The sequence below is a fragment of the Shimia sp. MIT910701 genome, from assembly GCF_047126315.1.
GTDB lineage: Bacteria > Pseudomonadota > Alphaproteobacteria > Rhodobacterales > Rhodobacteraceae > Shimia.
This window is the reverse complement of record NZ_CP138953.1, coordinates 3,229,501-3,245,721: the sequence shown is the minus strand read 5'-3', so window position 1 is coordinate 3,245,721 and position 16,221 is coordinate 3,229,501. Positions and strand designations below refer to the sequence as shown.

The window sequence follows — 16,221 nt, the reverse complement described above, 5'->3', positions numbered from 1 at the left end:
AGGAATGAAAATTTGCGCAATTGCAACTTTCAAAAGGGCGGCTGAGCCCCCGGAAGCGACATTTTGGTCAAAGATTTGGCCAATTGGTCAGGGGGCTGGCGGGTTTGGCACAGCCTCATAAGAGCTTTGCGGCAGGGTCACCAGACCTTGCAGAAACAATTCCTCGCGTTGACCTAACGTCAGGTTTTGAATGGCGTCATGTAACGCTTTCTGGATTCGGGGTGCATCTTGGTAACGTGCGGAAATAAATGGCAAAGCTGGCGTGGGCGTGGTCGGATCGACGACAACAAGGTTTTCGGCAAAAGCGTCATGGCGCTGCATCAATTTCCAGCTGATCACATCCAATGCGGCGAAATCTGCCGTGCCATCGGCCACCAAACGGGCTGATTCCCGATGGGCGCCGCTTTGAATTCGGGTCCCGATTCGTAAGCCGCGTTCGTCAAAATGACGCCAGACGGCGGCCCAACCGGATTGCGAGAGAGGCTCATTGTAGGCGAGCGTGGCGCGGTTCAGCGCAGACAGCTCGCGGCCCTCAAATCGGCGGTGCGTGACAATCACGGAACAATAGTGGCCTGCAGGGGCTTCCAGAATGCCGTGATCCGGCGCGCCGATCAGGGTGACGTTGTTCTTGAGCCGTGTGCGGTAAGGGAAGCCGCAGGTTTGGGCCAGCAAAAGGTCCGGGCTTTGCCAGATGTCCCAAAGATCGCCATCGCGAGACAGGGTGTTAGGTCCATCCCCGTAAGCGTCGCGAAACAGACGCAAAAGTCGATCCCATGTGGCGGCCACCTCGGGCCGGTCATACATGGGAAAGGCAGCGATCATGCTTGCGCGGCCATACGTTGGCGGGCCAAGGCGCTGTCTCGGTCAGAAATACCCAAAAGATTGGCGGCCAATCGGATCAGGCTGTCTTCTTCGGCATCGCGTTCCCCGTCCGCCAGCACCACCTGCCACATGGCTTCGATCACTTCGATGCGCGCCTCCAGCGGCACCGCGGCCTTGATCGCGCGGGTGAAGCGCACGGTGTCGGGCGCTTCAGACTCCAGCGTTTCGGCCTCTTTGCGCAGAGCGGTGGCCTCAAACGGGCTGAGGCCATAGCGGCCAGTGACAATGCGCTCAATGCGTTCCGCTTCGGCCGGGTCATAGACCCCGTCGGCACGGGCAATACGCACCAGTAAGGCACTCAGCGCCAGGCGGGCGTCAGAGTCATTCAAAGTCTCGGGGGCGGGCGCCGTCAGGCGTTTGAGAAAATCTGCAAACATAAGCAAAGATGTAGGTTGCGCTGCAAAGTCTCGCAACCACTCATTCTCATTCCACAAATATCCTGGGGGAGGCGCCGTTGGCGGTGGCGGGGGCAAAGCCCCCAGAATCCCGTTTCCAAGCGCGCGGCATTGGCCTAGCCTGCGCCAACTTTTGCAACTGTGCCCGGCCCAATGTCTCGACGTCCCTTGATCCTTTCTGCGATTTTGACCCTGTTGGTGGGCTTTGTGGTGCAACGGGCGGCGTTTGACTATTTCGCCCAAGAGGAATGGAGCAAGGCGCAGGGGCAGCTCTCGCTCTATCGCAGCACAGTTGTGGCGGAGCTGGAGCAGCACAGTCATCTGACGCACATTCTGGCGCGGGACACCTTTGTGACCGAGGCGGTGGCCGGTGGTGGCACAGGGCCGCTGAACGCACGGCTTGAGGATTTTGCGCGGCAATCGGGGCTGGAGGCGATTTATCTGATGGATGCCAATGGGGTCACCATTGCCGCGTCCAATCACGCCAGCGAAACCAGCTTTGTCGGCCACAATTACGGGTTCCGCCCCTATTTCAAAGACGCACTTCAGGGCAAGCACGGGCGGTTTTATGCCATTGGTATGACCACAGGCTTGCCGGGGCTGTTTCTGGCGGATGGCGTGGTGGTCGAAGGCCATGAGGTGGCGGGTGTGATCGCCATCAAGAAAGGCTTTTCTGTTTTGGAAGACAGCTGGCGGCGGGCCGGGCAGCAGGTGATTCTGACCAACAGCGACGGCGTGGTGCTTTTGGCCTCTGATCCCGCATGGCGCTATCGCGCGCTAACACCTTTGACAGAGACACAAAAGCAAGAGATTGGCGCGGTGCGGCAGTTCTCCGGGCAACCGTTGGACCCGCTGCAGTGGCGGGTGAAGGCGGACAATCGCGCGGTGATTGGTGGGGACGAGCGTATGCATCTGGTGGCGGATGATCTGCCGGACGGCTGGCAGCTACATTATTTTGCCGATGATGACCGTGCCGTGGCGCGCAGCTGGCTGGCGACGGCAGCGGTGGTGTTTCTGGCGGGCGCGCTGATGATTGTGTTTCAGGTGCAGCGGGCGCGGCGCGTAGGGCGGGCGCTGAAGCGGGCGGAGAAGGAAGAAGCGCAGCTGCGCAGCTCGAACCAGAAGCTGGCCGTGGAAGTGACAGAGCGCAAGGCGGCTGAGGCGCGGTTGCAGAAGACCCAGAAGGAGCTCGAGCAGGCCAGCCGCTTGGCGGCTTTAGGACAGTTGTCGGCCTCAGTGACTCATGAGTTAGGGCAACCGATTGCCGCCATGCGCAATCATCTGGCGGCGGCGGAGATTAATCCACAGAATGCGGCGCGGCTGGGGGGCGAGATCAGTGGGCTGGTCGGGCGCATGGAAGGCATCACCCGGCAGTTGAAATTTTTTGCAACCAGCAGTGAAGAGGCCTTTGAGGTGTTTGATCTGCGCGCGGCGATGCAGGCGGGGGTGAGGTTGTTGGCGCCCAACATCGAGAAAGGTGCTGTGCAGGTGGATTTGCAGCAAGCAGAAGAGCCAGTTTGGGTGCGGGGCAACCGGCTACGGTTGGAGCAGGTGATTACCAATGTGCTGCGCAATGCCTGTGACGCGATGGAAGAGGAGAACGCGGTGTCGCGCCTGTCTGTGACAGTTGGGCAAGAGGGCGAGGTTGCCTACTTCGAGGTGGCAGATACTGGGCATGGGCTAGGGGCCGCGAGCCTTCCGGATTTGCAGGAACCCTTTGTGACCACGCGGGCCAGCGGGCGCGGCATGGGGCTGGGTCTTGCGATTTCTGCCAGCATTATCAAGGATCACGACGGCACCATGAGCGCAAAGGATCGGCCCGAAGGGGGCGCGGTGTTCCGCGTGGAACTGCCTGCGGTGCAGGACAACAACGAGCAGATGATATGAGCGACGAGCAACCTTTCAGCCTTTTGATTGTGGATGATGACAAATCCATGCGCCAGTCGTTGCTGGCGTTGATGGAAGCCGCAGGATGGCAGGCGGAGGCCGTGCCACGGGCGGATCGTGCGCTCGATAAACTGGGCGAGATACATCCCGATGTGATCCTGTCGGACGTACGCATGCCGGGGATGAGCGGGCTGGACCTGTTGGCGCAACTCGATCGCGATTTCGCGCCGCCTTTGGTGCTGATCTCGGCCCATGGAGACATTCCGATGGCGGTGGAGGCGATGCAGGCGGGGGCCTATAGCTTTGTTGAAAAGCCTTATGAGCCGCGTCGGTTGCTGACCATCCTGACTCATGCGGCGGAGCAAAGCCGGATGAAGGCCAGCAACGCGCGGCTGAAGGAGCGGCTGTTTGCCCTGTCCGGTTTGGACCGCGTGTTGCTGGGACAAACGGCCGCGGTTGCAGCCCTGCGCGAAGAGGTACTGGACTTGGCCGGGCTGGATGGCGCCGTCATGGTGCTTGGCGAGACGGGTACCGGCAAGGAGTTGGTGGCGCGGGCTTTACATGATCTGAGCACCCGGTCGGATCGACCGTTTTTGGCGGTGAACTGCGCGGCGCTGCATCCGGACAGTTTTGAAGCGGAGATGTTTGGCGTTGCCGGTGGCCCGGAGGGGCGGTTGCAAGCGGCCTCAGGCGGGACATTGTTTCTCGATGAGGTCAGCAGTTGCCCGCCGGTGGTGCAGGCCAAGCTGTTGCGGGTGATCGAGGACCAGCAGGTGTACCCGGTGGGTTCCGGCGTGCCAGTGAAAGTAGACTTGCGGATTGTGTCGGCCACCAATGAGGATGTGGATCAGGCGGTGGCGGATGACCGGTTGCGTGCGGATCTGCTGTTTCGCCTGAACACGTTTGTGTTGCTGGTGCCACCTTTGCGACAACGTCGCGATGATCTCTCTCTGCTGGCGGGGCACTTCATGGGGGAATACGCCCAGATGCATGAGATGGAAGTGCCAGCGTTAAGCCATGAGGATATGGCAGCGCTTTTGGCGCATGACTGGCCGGGCAATGTGCGCGAGCTGCGCAACGTCTGCGCCCGGCGGGTGATGGCCGCGCGGCGGGGGGGCGGCTCAATGGCGGCGGCTTTGGCAGGGGATTTGGGCACCGAAGATGTGCCAGACACCTTGCGCGAGGCGGTGGCGGCTTTTGAGCGGGAGCTGATCGGCAAGGCGATCAAGGCGCATCAAGGCCGAATGGATGCGGCGGCGGCGGCGTTGGGGATTGGCCGGCGGACGCTCAACGAGAAGATTGTGAAGCTGGGGCTGAACAAAGACGCGCTTTTGTAGCGCATAGCTCAGCCCTGCGGAAATCCGCAGGGCAGGGGCGTTGGCCTACGCAAATTCTCTCATTGGCATTTGACGCGCCTTTGCGGCATGCTCCCCACAGAAAAACGCAAATGGGAGGAAATCATGCGTAAGATTTTGAGCCGGACGGCTGTGGCTGCTCTGTCGATGGCCTTTGTCACCGAAGCGATGGCAACCGAGTGGAATGTGTCCCTCTGGGGCAAGCGCCGCGCGTTTACCGAGCATGTTGAGAAGCTGGCGGAGCTGGTATCCGAGAAAACCGGCGGCGAGTTCACCCTGAACATCAGCTATGGTGGCCTGTCCAAGAACCGCGAAAACCTCGATGGCATCTCCATCGGCGCGTTTGAAATGGCGCAGTTTTGTGCCGGCTATCACCGCGACAAGAACCCATCCATCACCGTGCTGGAACTGCCGTTTTTGGGCGTGAGCTCGCTGGAGCAGGAAATCGACCTGTCCATGGCGGTCTATCAGCACCCTGCGGTTGTGGAAGACCTGGCTCGCTGGGACGCAACTCTGCTGATGCCGTCGCCGCTGCCACAGTACAACCTCGTGGGCATGGGCGATGCGCCAGCCAAACTGGATGATTTTGCAGGTCTGAGCGTGCGCGCCACCGGCGGTATCGGCAAAGCCATGGAAACCGTGGGCGCTGTGCCAACCTCCATGTCTGCGACCGAAGTGCGTCAGGCAATGGACAGCGGCGTTGTAAAAGCGGTGGCCTTCGCGCCGCACGCGCATATGTCCTATGGCACCATCGAAAACGCCACCTGGTGGACCACCAACCTGAACCCGGGCACCGTGAACTGCCCGGTAGTGGTGAACACCGAAGCGCTGAACAGCCTGTCTGACGCGCACCGTGAGGCGCTGTTGGGCTCTGTGGAAGAGTCTCTGGATCACTATGTGACCACCTACAACGGCAAGACCATGGACGCCTGGGGCCCAGCTCTGGATGAGCGCGGCATCACCAAAGTCTCCTTCACCGACGAAGAGATTGCGGCGTTCAAAGAAGCAGCGGCAGCCCCAGCCGCCAAAGCCTGGATCGAAGAGAACACCGCGCGCGGCCTGCCTGCGCAGGAGCTTTACGACATGGTTACAGGCATGATCGCAAACGGCAGCTAAGCTGTCCGGTAGGCGGGGGCGCTGCCCCCGTCTCACACCAATTTGGTGTGAAACTCCCCCGGGATATTTTGCGAATGAGAAGCGGTATGTACCTACATGTCTTGTTTCTCATTCTCACAATATCCCGGAGCGCGAGGCAGCGCCTCGCCTAGGGCGCATCACAAGATGCGCAAACCCTGTGCGCCGCAGGCGCGCCTCATGACAAGCGGGAGGTTTTATGGCCAGCGCAACTTCGGTGCTGACGGACAACAGCACCCTCAGCAAAATTGACACGCAGTTCTACAAACTCGAAAAAGCCTTAGCTTTGGTGAGCGGACTGGCGGTGTTCTCTCTGATGCTCATGGCGGTGTTTTCCGTCGCAGGGCGAAATTTCTTCAACTCGCCTCTGCCGGGCTATGTGGACTGGATCGAGCAGGCGATGCCGCTGATTGCCTTTATGGGCGCGTCTTATGTGATGCGCGACGGTGGGCATATTCGCATGGACATCCTTGTGGGCCAGCTCAAAGGCCGTGTGCTTTACTTGGTGGAGTTCATCACCACCAGCGCGGTTCTGTTCCTAATGGTGCTGCTGGTTTGGGGCACTTGGGCGCATTTTGATCGCAGTTTTGACTTTGGATCGCCGATGTGGAGCCGGGACAGCTCGATGGACATTGCTTTGCCTCTGTGGCCTGCCAAGCTTTTGGCACCGGTGGCCTTCTCGGTGCTCTGTGTGCGGCTGGTGTTGCAGCTTTGTGCTTTTGCCAAAGCCTTTGTGACCAATGCCACCACGCCGGTGGCGGTGCCTTTGGTGATTGATGCGGCCACGCAGGCGGCGATGGAAGCGGAGCATGTCTCCGGCCATGATTCCTAGGAAAGAACAAGAACATGGAACCGATTGATATTGGGTTGGTGGTCTCCGGCGGATTGCTGGTGATGGTTGTGTTGGGCATGCGGGTGGCGTTTGCGGCCGGTTTGGCCGGGATGATTGGTCTCATCTGGATTTTCTGGGCCAAGTTTGGCTACGCGCCCGAGCGGTTTGGCAAGGCGCTGACCGTGGCGGTCAAAACTGCCGGGCAGGTGCCGCATTCCAAAGTGTCGAGCCAGGCATTGAGCCTGATCCCGACGTTTATCTTGATTGGCTATCTGGCGTATTACGCTGGGCTGACCAAGGCACTGTTTGAGGCGGCCAAACGCTGGCTGGCCTGGGTACCGGGTGGCTTGGCGGTGTCCACGGTGTTTGCTACCGCGGGTTTTGCGGCGGTGTCTGGTGCATCTGTGGCAACCTCGGCGGTGTTTGCGCGGATTGCGATCCCGGAGATGCTGGCGATTGGCTATGACAAACGTTTTGCAGCGGGCGTTGTGGCGGCTGGCGGCACTCTAGCGTCCTTGATCCCGCCGTCGGCGATCCTGGTGATCTATGCCATCATCGTGGAGCAGGACGTGGGTAAGCTCTTGCTCGCGGGCTTTATCCCGGGGGCGTTTTCGGCGGTGATTTATGGCCTGCTGATCATCGGCATGGCGATGACCATCAAAGGCTTTGGCCCGCCCGTGTCTGGCTTTACCTGGAAAGAGCGTTTCACCGCACTACCACCGGCCTTGCCGATTGTGTTTGTGGTCGTGACCATCATCTTTTTTGTCTACAACCCGTTTGGCGGCGATGCCTGGGGCACGCCAACTGAGGGTGGGGCGATTGGGGCTTTTGTGGTCTTCCTGATGGCGCTCTATCGCGGCATGCGCTGGTCTGAGCTCAAGGATGCGCTGCTGGAAACCGCGAAGCTGTCGGTGATGATTTTCACCATCATCTGGGGCGTGTTGATCTACGTGCGCTTCCTGGGCTTTGCGGACCTGCCAAGCGCGTTCTCGGATTGGATCACCTCGTTGACCATGTCACCTATGCTGATCCTGATCTGTATCCTGCTGGCCTATGCGGTGCTGGGGATGTTTATGGATGCGATTGGCATGCTGCTTTTGACCCTGCCGGTGGTCTATCCGGCGGTGATGGCACTGAATGGCGGTGAGTTTGTCTCCGCAGCCGACAGCACCTTTGGCATGAGCGGGCCGATGTGCGCGATCTGGTTTGGGATCCTGGTGGTGAAGATGGCGGAGTTCTGTCTGATCACGCCGCCGATTGGCCTGAACTGTTTTGTTGTGGCCGGTGTGCGCGATGATCTGAGCGTTCAGGACGTGTTCAAAGGTGTAACGCCGTTCTTCATCGCCGATGCCATCACCATCGCGCTGCTGGTGGCCTTCCCGGCGATTGTGCTCTGGTTGCCAAGTCTGGCATAAACAAAAGCCTGTCGGCCCTGCTTAGGAAGCGGGGCCGATTGGTGTGTCTTCGGGCTTGATGCCCATCAGCTTGGAAATCTCCAACAAGCTGGCGTCCTCAGCCGGGGCGTGTTTGCCATCCGCCTCAATCACATCAACCATCTTTTGCGCCACTTCCAAGCGGTGCGGGTAGTCTACGTTTTCGCGGATCAGCAGTGCGAAATCCGGTGTGCCAGGGGCGTTGTGCTCCAGTTTCTCGCAGGTGGCACGCAGTTTGGCGGCCTCAATCGGATTGAGGTCAAAGGTGGTGGCGAGAATGCGGTCAATCTCGCTGATTTCCAGCGCGTGGTAGTTGTCATCGGATTTGGCAACCCGCACCAAGAGCGCGCCAAGGGCGAGCTTTTCATCCGGCTCGGGCAGTGGATCGGTGTCGGTTTTGCCACGAAGGCGGTCAAGTAGGTGGTCCCAGATCATGGATCGTAGCCCTCGATGATGACGATGTCTCCGGTGCTGACGGGATCACGCAGGGCTTTTGCGGCCTGGTAATCGGCGCTTATGTAGCAGTCGAGCGCGTCCTGGTAGCTTGGGAACTCGATGACGACATTGCGGCTGCGGGCGCTGCCTTCGGGGTTTTCGAATTGCCCGCCGCGGATGAGGAACTTGGCGCCAAAGTCCGCAAACGGTTTGGCGTTGGCCTGAACGTATTTTTGATAGCCGTCGATGTCCTCCACATCGACGCGACCGATCCAGTAGCCTTTGGCCATTCTGGCCTCCCTTGTTGGTTTTGTTACCAAGCAAGGTGCCAAGTGGGCGGGCAGTTGGCAAGCGGTGTCAGGCCGGTTTTTTGCGGCGTAGGCGCGCGAGTAGTCGACCGTCGAGGACAATGAGACCAAGGGTGAGCAGGGCAACGCCAGCAAAGGTGCGAGGGGGAAGCGCTTCGTTGAGGAAGGCGGTGCCCAGCAGGATGGCGACAGGCGGGATCAGCAATGTGACCACCAGCAGGTTGCCAGAGCCTGCGGCGGCGAGAACGCGGTAGTAGAGCAGGTAGGCAGCGGCAGTGCCCAGGATGCCGGCATAGGCATTGGCGGCCCATGTGGGCGCGGACAGGTTGAGTGTGAACGGCGCCTCGGTGACATGGGCCAAGGGCAGGGCCAGAAGGGTTGTGCAGGTGAGCATGCCCGCGGAGGCGACCAATGGAGAGCATCCGGCGAGATGTTTGCGGGCCCAGACACCGGCGAAACCGTAAGACAGCGTAGCCAGCAGGGCGGCGATCTGAGCGAGGGAGCGTGGGTCCAACGCGGTCAGATGGCTGAGGCCGATGGCGGTGGCGACTCCGAGGAAGCCGAGGCCAATGCCGAGGGTTTTGGCAAGGGTGAGGCGCTCGTCGGGCAGGAAGAGCGCGGCGAGCAGCACGCCCCAGAACGCCGTGGCGGCGTTGAAGATTGAGGCGAGGCCGCTTTCGATGGTGAGTTGGGCGAAGTTGAGCAGGCCGAAGGGGATCAGGTTGTTGAGCAGCCCCATCACCAGAAAGGCGCTCCAGAGACGCGGACTGCGCGGGAGAGGGGTTTGGGTTGCCAAGATCACCAGCCATAGCAGGAGCGCCGCCCAAAGGGTTCTGTGGGCCACAAGCGAAAGGGGACCGATCTCATCAAGCGCAATGCGATTGGCAAAGAAGACCGCACCCCAGAGGACAGCCAGCAGGAAGAGTTCGGCCCAAACGCGGGGCGTGAGGTGTTTTTGTGTGCTGATGAGGAGGGTTTAGTGGTTTGCGCGGTGGCACTCACTCCGCAACCTGCGCAAAAGAAAAGCCCCGCCAAAGAGGCAGGGCTCTAAAGAACTGGTTTGCGCTGACTTAGAAGCGGTAGCCGATGCGGATACCCATTGCGATAGCGGAGTTGTCGTTGAACTGTAGGTCAGGTGCTGCACCGCCTGAGACCTGAACGCTTTGGTCGCCTGGAATGACATATTCCAGACCGCCAGACACCACCCAGTTTGTCGGGCTTGTGTATGTTGCCGCGACGCCAATACTCTTGGAACCGGTTGTTGGCGCAAGTGCTGTGGTAGAAGGACGCGTGCCAGCGCTTTCGTATCCGGCAACCAGTGCGACGGACCACTGGTCGTTTAGACGTTGTCCGACTCCGAGACGGTACGTGGTTGTGTCATCGGCAAAGTTTACCCATTCGATGTCTCCGGCAAGGCCAGGTGTCGTTAGATTGAAGCCTCCCCAGCCCACCCAGCGGGCAGAACCAAACACAAGAGTGTTGGCCGCGACGCCAGTTTGGAAATCTAGGTTCACACTCTCAGGGAACTCGACAGAGAAGTCAGTCGGCATTTCCGGCGCCAGAGTGCCGGGGGCAACCAATTGGCTAATGCTGCCGTCGAAGTCCACATCGATTGCGCTTGCATATGTCAACGCAACGCGAAGTGCGATTTCTGGTTTCTCATATGCAACACCAATGACACCGCCCCAGTTATAATCACTATCCGCATTCAGGCGACCGTCTCCGGCCTCGATAAGACCTTTTACGGACACGCCACGAGCACCGCCGTGAATACTAAACCCATTTCCGAGTTCGTACTGTGCGAGGAAGGTTAGGGCACGGCTGTCAATGTCAGCCTGAGCGTTGTAAGGCAGCGCGCCTCCGCTACCTACGTTGCTGAAAGGTCCGTCCGCATATAAAACATGTGCGCCATATGGTTGATCCGCGATTAAGGCTACCGACCAGTTGTCATTAACTTGGTGCTTGTAACCAAAAGACAACTGATTGTAGCCTTGAGCGACATTATTGGCATCGCCGTACGCGCCAGTTATTGCTGGTTTGCCATTCACATCCGGGTTGATCCGCGAAAGTGTGAACTGTGCGTAGTTGCCTTCCTCAAAGAGGATGTTGACCCCTTGGCCGGAGCGGTCGATACCGCCGGCGAAAGACGTGCTAGCGACCAGTGTCAGTGCGGTCGCTCCCCAAAGCGCTTTTTTCATCTTCATATGTCCCGTGTTTTTTTGAGTGTTATTTTATTTGTCCGCCACAGGCTATTCGGGCAACTTTGTTTAAGTCAACGTTAAGGTAAGGTGCCATTTGCCATGACTTTGCGTCACTTTGGCGCAGGTTTTGTGCGCACTTGGGACAATATGTTAAGGTAATTGCCCGCAAAAATCACTGCGGCTCCGACCAGCACCCACAGATCGATTTGTTCTGCGTACAGTGTCATTCCTACAACAGCTATAAGCGGCAACCGAATGAAGTCGATCGGCATAACAACCGATGCGGGTGCGAGTCGCAGCGCCGTGGTTAGGCAATAGTGGGCCACCAGTCCGGCGCAGGCGATCAACACGATCCAAGGCAAGCTGTTGGCTGAGGGCAAAGCAATGTCGCCGTCGAACCCCGCAAAGATCACGCCGAAAGCAGCTTGCATGAGCGCGAGGTAAAATAGGATGCAGGTGATGCTTTCCGTGCGGGTCAGTTTGCGGGTGAATAGCGCAGAGAGCGCGAAGCCGATGGCGGCGCAGGCGGCTGTAATTTGGCCGACGTCAAGCGTTTGGGGATTGGGACGGGCGACAATCAGGATGCCAAAAAAGCCAATCAGGGCGGCAAGTAACCCGATGGGGCGCAGTTTCTCTCCCAGGATCAGCGGGGAGAGCAGGATGGCCCAGATGGGGGAAGTAAACTCCAGGGCAAAGACCTGAGCCAAGGGGATCACGGTGATGGCGTAGAACCAGAGGTTTTGGCCGGCAAAATGGCTCAGGTTGCGGATGAAATGCAAACCCATGTTGCGGGTGGAGATCTGGTTTAAGGTGCCTGCAAGTCCGGCGACCCCAACTACAAGCACAACGCCGACAAAGCTGCGGTACATCATGATCTCAAACGTATCGAGTTCAAAGCTCACCGCGCGGCCGGCAATCGCCATTGAGGTGAAAGACAGAATTGCGCCACTCATCCAGAAGGCGGCTTTAAAGGTGTCGTTCATTCCGTGAGGCCTTCGATTTGATAGCTGCGGGGGATGCCGTCTGTGATTTTGGCCCATTCGGAGGCTTTTGTGCGGGTTTGATGGGCGTCAAAAGCTGCGCGATCCACAAAGAGCTCGGCGACCTGGAAGCGTCCGGCATGTGCCGCATCCGGTGTGACCTCAAACGAAAGGCAGCCTGCTTCGGCGCGGGTTAGCGCGATGTGCTTGGGCAGCGCGTCTGAGACGGCCGCGAGGCGGGTGGCGGGCACGTCGATATATCCGGACAGCTTGATCATGCGCGGACCGTGGCAGGTCTTGCTCAGAGGAACAAGTGCGCTTGTGTACTAATTTCGCGACGTCTGGAGCTGGAGCTAGATCACTCCGCGATGGTGCAGCAGCCGGAGCGTTGGCCGAGGCCAAGTGTGTTGAGGGACACAGAGAGTGGAAAGGTGCCGTAGTCGGTTTGGCAGGTGCCTTCGGAGACCAGCAACATATGTGCACTTGGCGGCTCTTGTAGCAGCCAGACGCGGGGCCAGCCCTCGTGATCTTGCGGAAGGGCTTTGGCGGGCAGGGTGCGGGATTTCTCGCCGGTGCGCATGTAGACGGCTTTGTCGGTGACCGTGAAGACCAACGGAGAGTTGCGCATTTCACAGGCCAGCGGCGGTGCAGCAAAAGCTTGTGTAGCGGCCATGGTGAGAAGAATTGATGTCAAGAGTGCGCGCATGTGTCCGTTCCAAATCCTTGGCCAGTGTGGCGCAAGGGATCGGGAAGCGGAAAGCAAAAATGCGAGATCGGTTAATCTCGCATTTTAGGTAACTTTTAGCTGACTGTTATTCCCACTCGATGGTGCCCGGAGGCTTCGAGGTGATGTCGTAGGTACAGCGGTTGATGCCCTTGACCTCATTGATGATCCGTGTGGCGGTTTCACCAAGGAACTCGTGGCTGAACGGATAGTAATCCGCGGTCATGCCGTCCACTGAAGTCACCGCGCGCAGCGCACAGGCGTAGTCGTAGGTGCGGCCGTCGCCCATCACCCCCACGGTGCGCACGGGCAGGATCGCCACGAAGGCTTGCCAGATGTCATCATACAGGCCGTGCTTACGGATCTGATCGATGTAGATGGCGTCCGCTTCGCGCAGGATCTCCAGTTTCTCGCGGGTGATCTCACCCGGGCAGCGAATGGCAAGGCCCGGTCCCGGGAAGGGGTGACGGCCGATGAAGTGCGCTGGCAGGCCCAACTCGTGACCCAAGGCGCGGACTTCGTCTTTGAACAGTTCGCGCAGAGGCTCAACCAGCTTGAGGCCCATTTTCTCTGGCAGGCCACCGACGTTGTGGTGGCTTTTGATGGTCACGGAAGGACCGCCGGAGAAGGACACGGACTCGATCACGTCAGGATAGAGCGTGCCTTGTGCCAGGAATTCGGCACCTTCGATCTGGTCTGCGTATTTCTGGAACACGTCGATGAAGAGCTTGCCGATAATCTTGCGCTTGGTTTCGGGGTCAGACTGACCTTCGAGTTCCCCAAGGAAGAGTTCGGTTTCATCCGCGTGGATGACTTGCAGGTTCATGTGGTCGCGGAACATGCCGACCACTTCGTCGGCTTCGTTCTTGCGCAGCAGGCCGTGGTCGACAAAGACACAGGTCAGTTGATCGCCAATGGCTTCGTGCAGCAGGGCGGCGGCGACAGAGCTGTCCACGCCGCCAGAAAGCGCACAGATGACTTTCTTGTCGCCAACCTGGGTTTTGATTTTCTCGACCATCTCGGCGCGGTAGGCGCCCATGGTCCAGTCACCTTTGAAACCCGCCAGTTTCACAAAGTTCTCATAGAGCTTTGCGCCGTTTGGTGTGTGGTGCACTTCCGGGTGGAATTGCACGGCGTAGAAGTGGCGGGACGTGTCGGCGGTGATGGCGTAAGGCGCGTTGGGCGAGGTGCCGTAGACCTCAAAGCCCGGAGCGATTTCGCTGACGTGGTCGCCGTGGGACATCCAGACCTGCTCGTCACCGTCAGCAAACCAGCCGTCGAGAATGTCGAGCGAGTTGTTTGGTGTCACATAGGCGCGGCCAAATTCGGCTGTGCCGTGGCCGCTTTCGACCTTGCCGCCCAATTGGGTCATCATGGTCTGCTGACCGTAGCAGATGCCAAGGATTGGTACACCGTAGTCAAAAATCTCTTGCGGCGCGCGTGGGGAACCTTCGCGGGTCACGCTGTCGGGGCCACCGGAGAAGATCACAGCCTTGGGCGCATAGCTGCGTACAAAGTCCATGTCGACGTTCTGATACGGGTGGATTTCACAGTAGACGTTCAGCTCGCGCAGGCGACGGGCGATCAGCTGGGTAACCTGGCTGCCGAAGTCAATGATAAGAAGGCGGTCGTGGGATGTCTGGGTCATGGCGGACGCATAGAGAAGAGTGGCGTTTTTCGCAAGATCGTTCGCGCGTTCAAATCAGGGTTTTTGCCGCAAGAGGCAATCAACCGCAGGAGAGCGGAGAGGAAGGGTCTAAAACGACTGGTCAATGTCGCATTTTTGTTTCAAAGGACGCTAACCAACCGGAGAGGCCTTGGTGGGAGGGGTAGACCTTTCACAAGGATATCAATTCAGCCTGTGAGGATAGGACATGGCAGAAGCAGCGACACGGCGTCGGGGACGCGGCGGCGGAGGGGCAGCACGACGCGCAGCCCGCACCGGTGTAAAAATCGAGGCCGCAAAGTTCATTGAACGCAACATGCCGCTGCTGGAGGTGCTGAACGAAGAAGCGCTCCAGATCATCGAAACCAATGCCGATATTCTGCTCGAAGAGGTGGGCGTCAACTTTGTGAACAACAAAGCGGCGCTGGACCGGTGGAAAGAGGCTGGGGCCGATGTGGACTATCAGGCGGAGCGCGTGCGCATTCCCAAAGGTATGGCGCGGGAGCTGTGCAAGACGGCGCCGTCGCGGATCACCCAACACGCCCGCAATCCGGAGCGCAATGTTGAGATTGGCGGAAACACGTTGGTCTGCGCGCCGGTTTATGGGCCGCCGTTTGTGCGTGATGCCGAAGGAGGTCGCCGCTATGCCACGATGGCGGATTTCGAAAAGTTCGTGAAACTGGGCTATATGTCCAAGTGGTTGCACCATTCCGGTGGCACCGTGTGTGAGCCGACCGATGTGCCAGTGAACAAGCGCCATCTTGATATGCTGCTGGCGCACATGACGCTAAGCGACAAGCCGTTCATGGGCTCTGTAACCGAGCCAAGCCGCGCGCAGGACAGCGTTGAGATGTGCGAAATCCTGTTTGGCAAGGAGTTTGTGCAGAACAACACGGTGATGACTTCGCTGATCAACATCAACTCGCCGATGACGTTTGACGACATCATGATGGGCGCGTTGGAAGTTTATGCGAAGAACAATCAGGCCTGCATCGTGTCGCCGTTTATCGTTGGCGGCGCGATGGCACCGGTGAGTGTGGTTGGAACGTTGACGCAGGTTTTGGCAGAGGTGCTGGCCGGCATCGCCTACAGCCAGTTGATCCGCCCCGGTGCGCCGGTGATCTTTGGGGCCTTTGTGACCTCGATTGACATGAACTCCGGTGCGCCGACTTTTGGCACGCCTGAGGCGAGTCAGATCCTGTCTGGCGCAGGACAGTTGGCGCGCCGTTTGGGGCTGCCGTTCCGCTCTGGCGGTGGGCTGTGTGGCTCCAAGCTGCCAGACGCGCAGGCAGCTTATGAGACAGCCAACACGTTGAACGCGGCGCTGACTGGTGGTGTGAACTTCATGCTGCACAGCTGTGGCTGGCTTGAAGGCGGGCTGGTGTCCAGCTTTGAGAAGTTTGTGATGGATGCGGATCAGCTTGGCGCTCTGCACAAGATGGCGGCGGGTGTGGCTTACGACGAGAACGCGCAGGCGATGGATGCGGTGCGCGAGGTTGGCCCGGGTGGGCACTATCTTGGCTGTGCGCACACACAGGCGAACTTCAAAGACGCCTTCTGGCGCTCTGAGTTGCTGGATTACAAGCCGTTTGAGACCTGGTCTGACGAAGGTGGTCGGGACACGCAGGCGCTGGCGTCGGCACGGGTGACCGAGCTGCTCGATGCCTACCAACAACCGGCGCTTGATCCGGAAATCGAAAAGGCGCTGCGGGCTTATGTGGCCGAGAAAAAGGCCTCTATGCCGGACAGTTTTGTCTGATCACAAATGATGTGATTGCGTGGCCCGCGACAGGCGGGCCTCGCTTTGCGTGGCGATCAAAAGGTCGACATGTTTCTCTATGAAGCAAGCCGCCGCATCCGCGGGACGCCGCTGCTTAAGGGGGCTTTCCAAAGATAACAGGAACATCAGTGCTTCTCCCTTTTTTTGGGGGGCGTGAGATGTTTCGTCTAAAGTTTTGATATTTATTGCATTATTGGGTTCCGAATTTG

The 16,221-nt window shown here is 59.1% G+C and carries 17 protein-coding genes; 6 read left to right on the top strand and 11 right to left on the bottom strand.

Annotation, left to right across the window (positions count from 1 at the left end; translation table 11 throughout):
- Positions 1–87: 87 nt before the first annotated feature.
- Positions 88–822 (bottom strand): phosphate/phosphite/phosphonate ABC transporter substrate-binding protein, encoded by a 735-nt coding sequence (locus tag SIB38_RS15710; protein WP_294114481.1) that lies wholly within the window; start codon positions 820–822, stop codon positions 88–90.
- Positions 819–1,259 (bottom strand): TerB family tellurite resistance protein, encoded by a 441-nt coding sequence (locus SIB38_RS15705; protein WP_412550579.1) that lies wholly within the window; start codon positions 1,257–1,259, stop codon positions 819–821. Before SIB38_RS15705 ends, SIB38_RS15710 begins: the two co-directional genes overlap by 4 nt.
- 171 nt (positions 1,260–1,430) lie before the next feature.
- On the opposite strand from SIB38_RS15705, the gene SIB38_RS15700 reads away from it, so the two are divergent.
- The 5 genes from SIB38_RS15700 to SIB38_RS15680 all read left to right on the top strand — a co-directional run bounded on the left by SIB38_RS15700 (position 1,431) and on the right by SIB38_RS15680 (position 7,900).
- Complete coding sequence (locus SIB38_RS15700) at positions 1,431–3,164, top strand: ATP-binding protein (RefSeq protein ID WP_412550578.1); 1,734 nt, start codon at positions 1,431–1,433, stop codon at positions 3,162–3,164.
- Positions 3,161–4,501: a sigma-54-dependent transcriptional regulator gene (locus SIB38_RS15695; protein WP_294114485.1), complete on the top strand. Its 1,341-nt coding sequence runs from the start codon at positions 3,161–3,163 to the stop codon at positions 4,499–4,501. Before SIB38_RS15700 ends, SIB38_RS15695 begins: the two co-directional genes overlap by 4 nt.
- Before the next feature lie 123 nt (positions 4,502–4,624).
- Positions 4,625–5,635: a TRAP transporter substrate-binding protein DctP gene (gene dctP / locus SIB38_RS15690; RefSeq protein WP_294114487.1), complete on the top strand. Its 1,011-nt coding sequence runs from the start codon at positions 4,625–4,627 to the stop codon at positions 5,633–5,635.
- Between the two features lie 217 nt (positions 5,636–5,852).
- Positions 5,853–6,485 (top strand): TRAP transporter small permease subunit, encoded by a 633-nt coding sequence (locus SIB38_RS15685; RefSeq protein ID WP_294114489.1) that lies wholly within the window; start codon positions 5,853–5,855, stop codon positions 6,483–6,485.
- Positions 6,486–6,499: 14 nt separating this feature from the next.
- A complete protein-coding gene (locus SIB38_RS15680) occupies positions 6,500–7,900 on the top strand; it encodes a TRAP transporter large permease (protein ID WP_412550577.1) in 1,401 nt (466 codons plus the stop codon).
- 21 nt (positions 7,901–7,921) lie between these two features.
- Here SIB38_RS15680 and SIB38_RS15675 read toward each other — a convergent pair whose 3' ends face one another.
- From SIB38_RS15675 to guaA, 8 genes are all read right to left on the bottom strand, one after another.
- Positions 7,922–8,353 (bottom strand): TerB family tellurite resistance protein, encoded by a 432-nt coding sequence (locus SIB38_RS15675; protein ID WP_412550576.1) that lies wholly within the window; start codon positions 8,351–8,353, stop codon positions 7,922–7,924.
- On the bottom strand, positions 8,350–8,643 hold the full coding sequence (locus SIB38_RS15670) for a DUF1330 domain-containing protein (protein WP_412550575.1): 294 nt from the start codon (positions 8,641–8,643) through the stop codon (positions 8,350–8,352). The genes SIB38_RS15675 and SIB38_RS15670 overlap by 4 nt, the downstream gene beginning before the upstream one ends.
- Positions 8,644–8,710: 67 nt before the next feature.
- Positions 8,711–9,577, bottom strand: a complete 867-nt coding sequence (locus SIB38_RS15665; protein WP_412552053.1) for a DMT family transporter — start codon at positions 9,575–9,577, stop codon at positions 8,711–8,713.
- A 154-nt stretch (positions 9,578–9,731) separates the two neighbouring features.
- Complete coding sequence (locus SIB38_RS15660; RefSeq protein WP_412550574.1) at positions 9,732–10,859, bottom strand: OmpP1/FadL family transporter; 1,128 nt, start codon at positions 10,857–10,859, stop codon at positions 9,732–9,734.
- A gap of 113 nt (positions 10,860–10,972) precedes the next feature.
- Positions 10,973–11,845 (bottom strand): DMT family transporter, encoded by an 873-nt coding sequence (locus SIB38_RS15655; RefSeq protein ID WP_412550573.1) that lies wholly within the window; start codon positions 11,843–11,845, stop codon positions 10,973–10,975.
- Positions 11,842–12,120, bottom strand: coding sequence for a putative quinol monooxygenase (locus SIB38_RS15650; protein ID WP_294114502.1), 279 nt, complete (start codon positions 12,118–12,120; stop codon positions 11,842–11,844). Before SIB38_RS15650 ends, SIB38_RS15655 begins: the two co-directional genes overlap by 4 nt.
- A gap of 80 nt (positions 12,121–12,200) precedes the next feature.
- Entirely contained in the window at positions 12,201–12,548 is a 348-nt protein-coding gene (locus SIB38_RS15645; RefSeq protein WP_412550572.1) for a hypothetical protein, read from the bottom strand.
- Positions 12,549–12,654: 106 nt separating this feature from the next.
- The gene (gene guaA, locus SIB38_RS15640) at positions 12,655–14,214 is read right to left on the bottom strand and encodes a glutamine-hydrolyzing GMP synthase (RefSeq protein ID WP_294114506.1); all 1,560 of its coding nucleotides are present in this window, start codon (positions 14,212–14,214) and stop codon (positions 12,655–12,657) included.
- 226 nt (positions 14,215–14,440) lie between these two features.
- Here guaA and SIB38_RS15635 point away from each other — a divergent pair, with 226 nt between their 5' ends.
- Complete coding sequence (locus tag SIB38_RS15635; RefSeq protein WP_294114508.1) at positions 14,441–15,991, top strand: trimethylamine methyltransferase family protein; 1,551 nt, start codon at positions 14,441–14,443, stop codon at positions 15,989–15,991.
- On the opposite strand, the gene SIB38_RS15630 is transcribed toward SIB38_RS15635, so the two are convergent.
- Entirely contained in the window at positions 15,992–16,192 is a 201-nt protein-coding gene (locus tag SIB38_RS15630; RefSeq protein ID WP_412552052.1) for a DUF6477 family protein, read from the bottom strand. It lies immediately after the preceding gene.
- Positions 16,193–16,221: the final 29 nt, after the last annotated feature.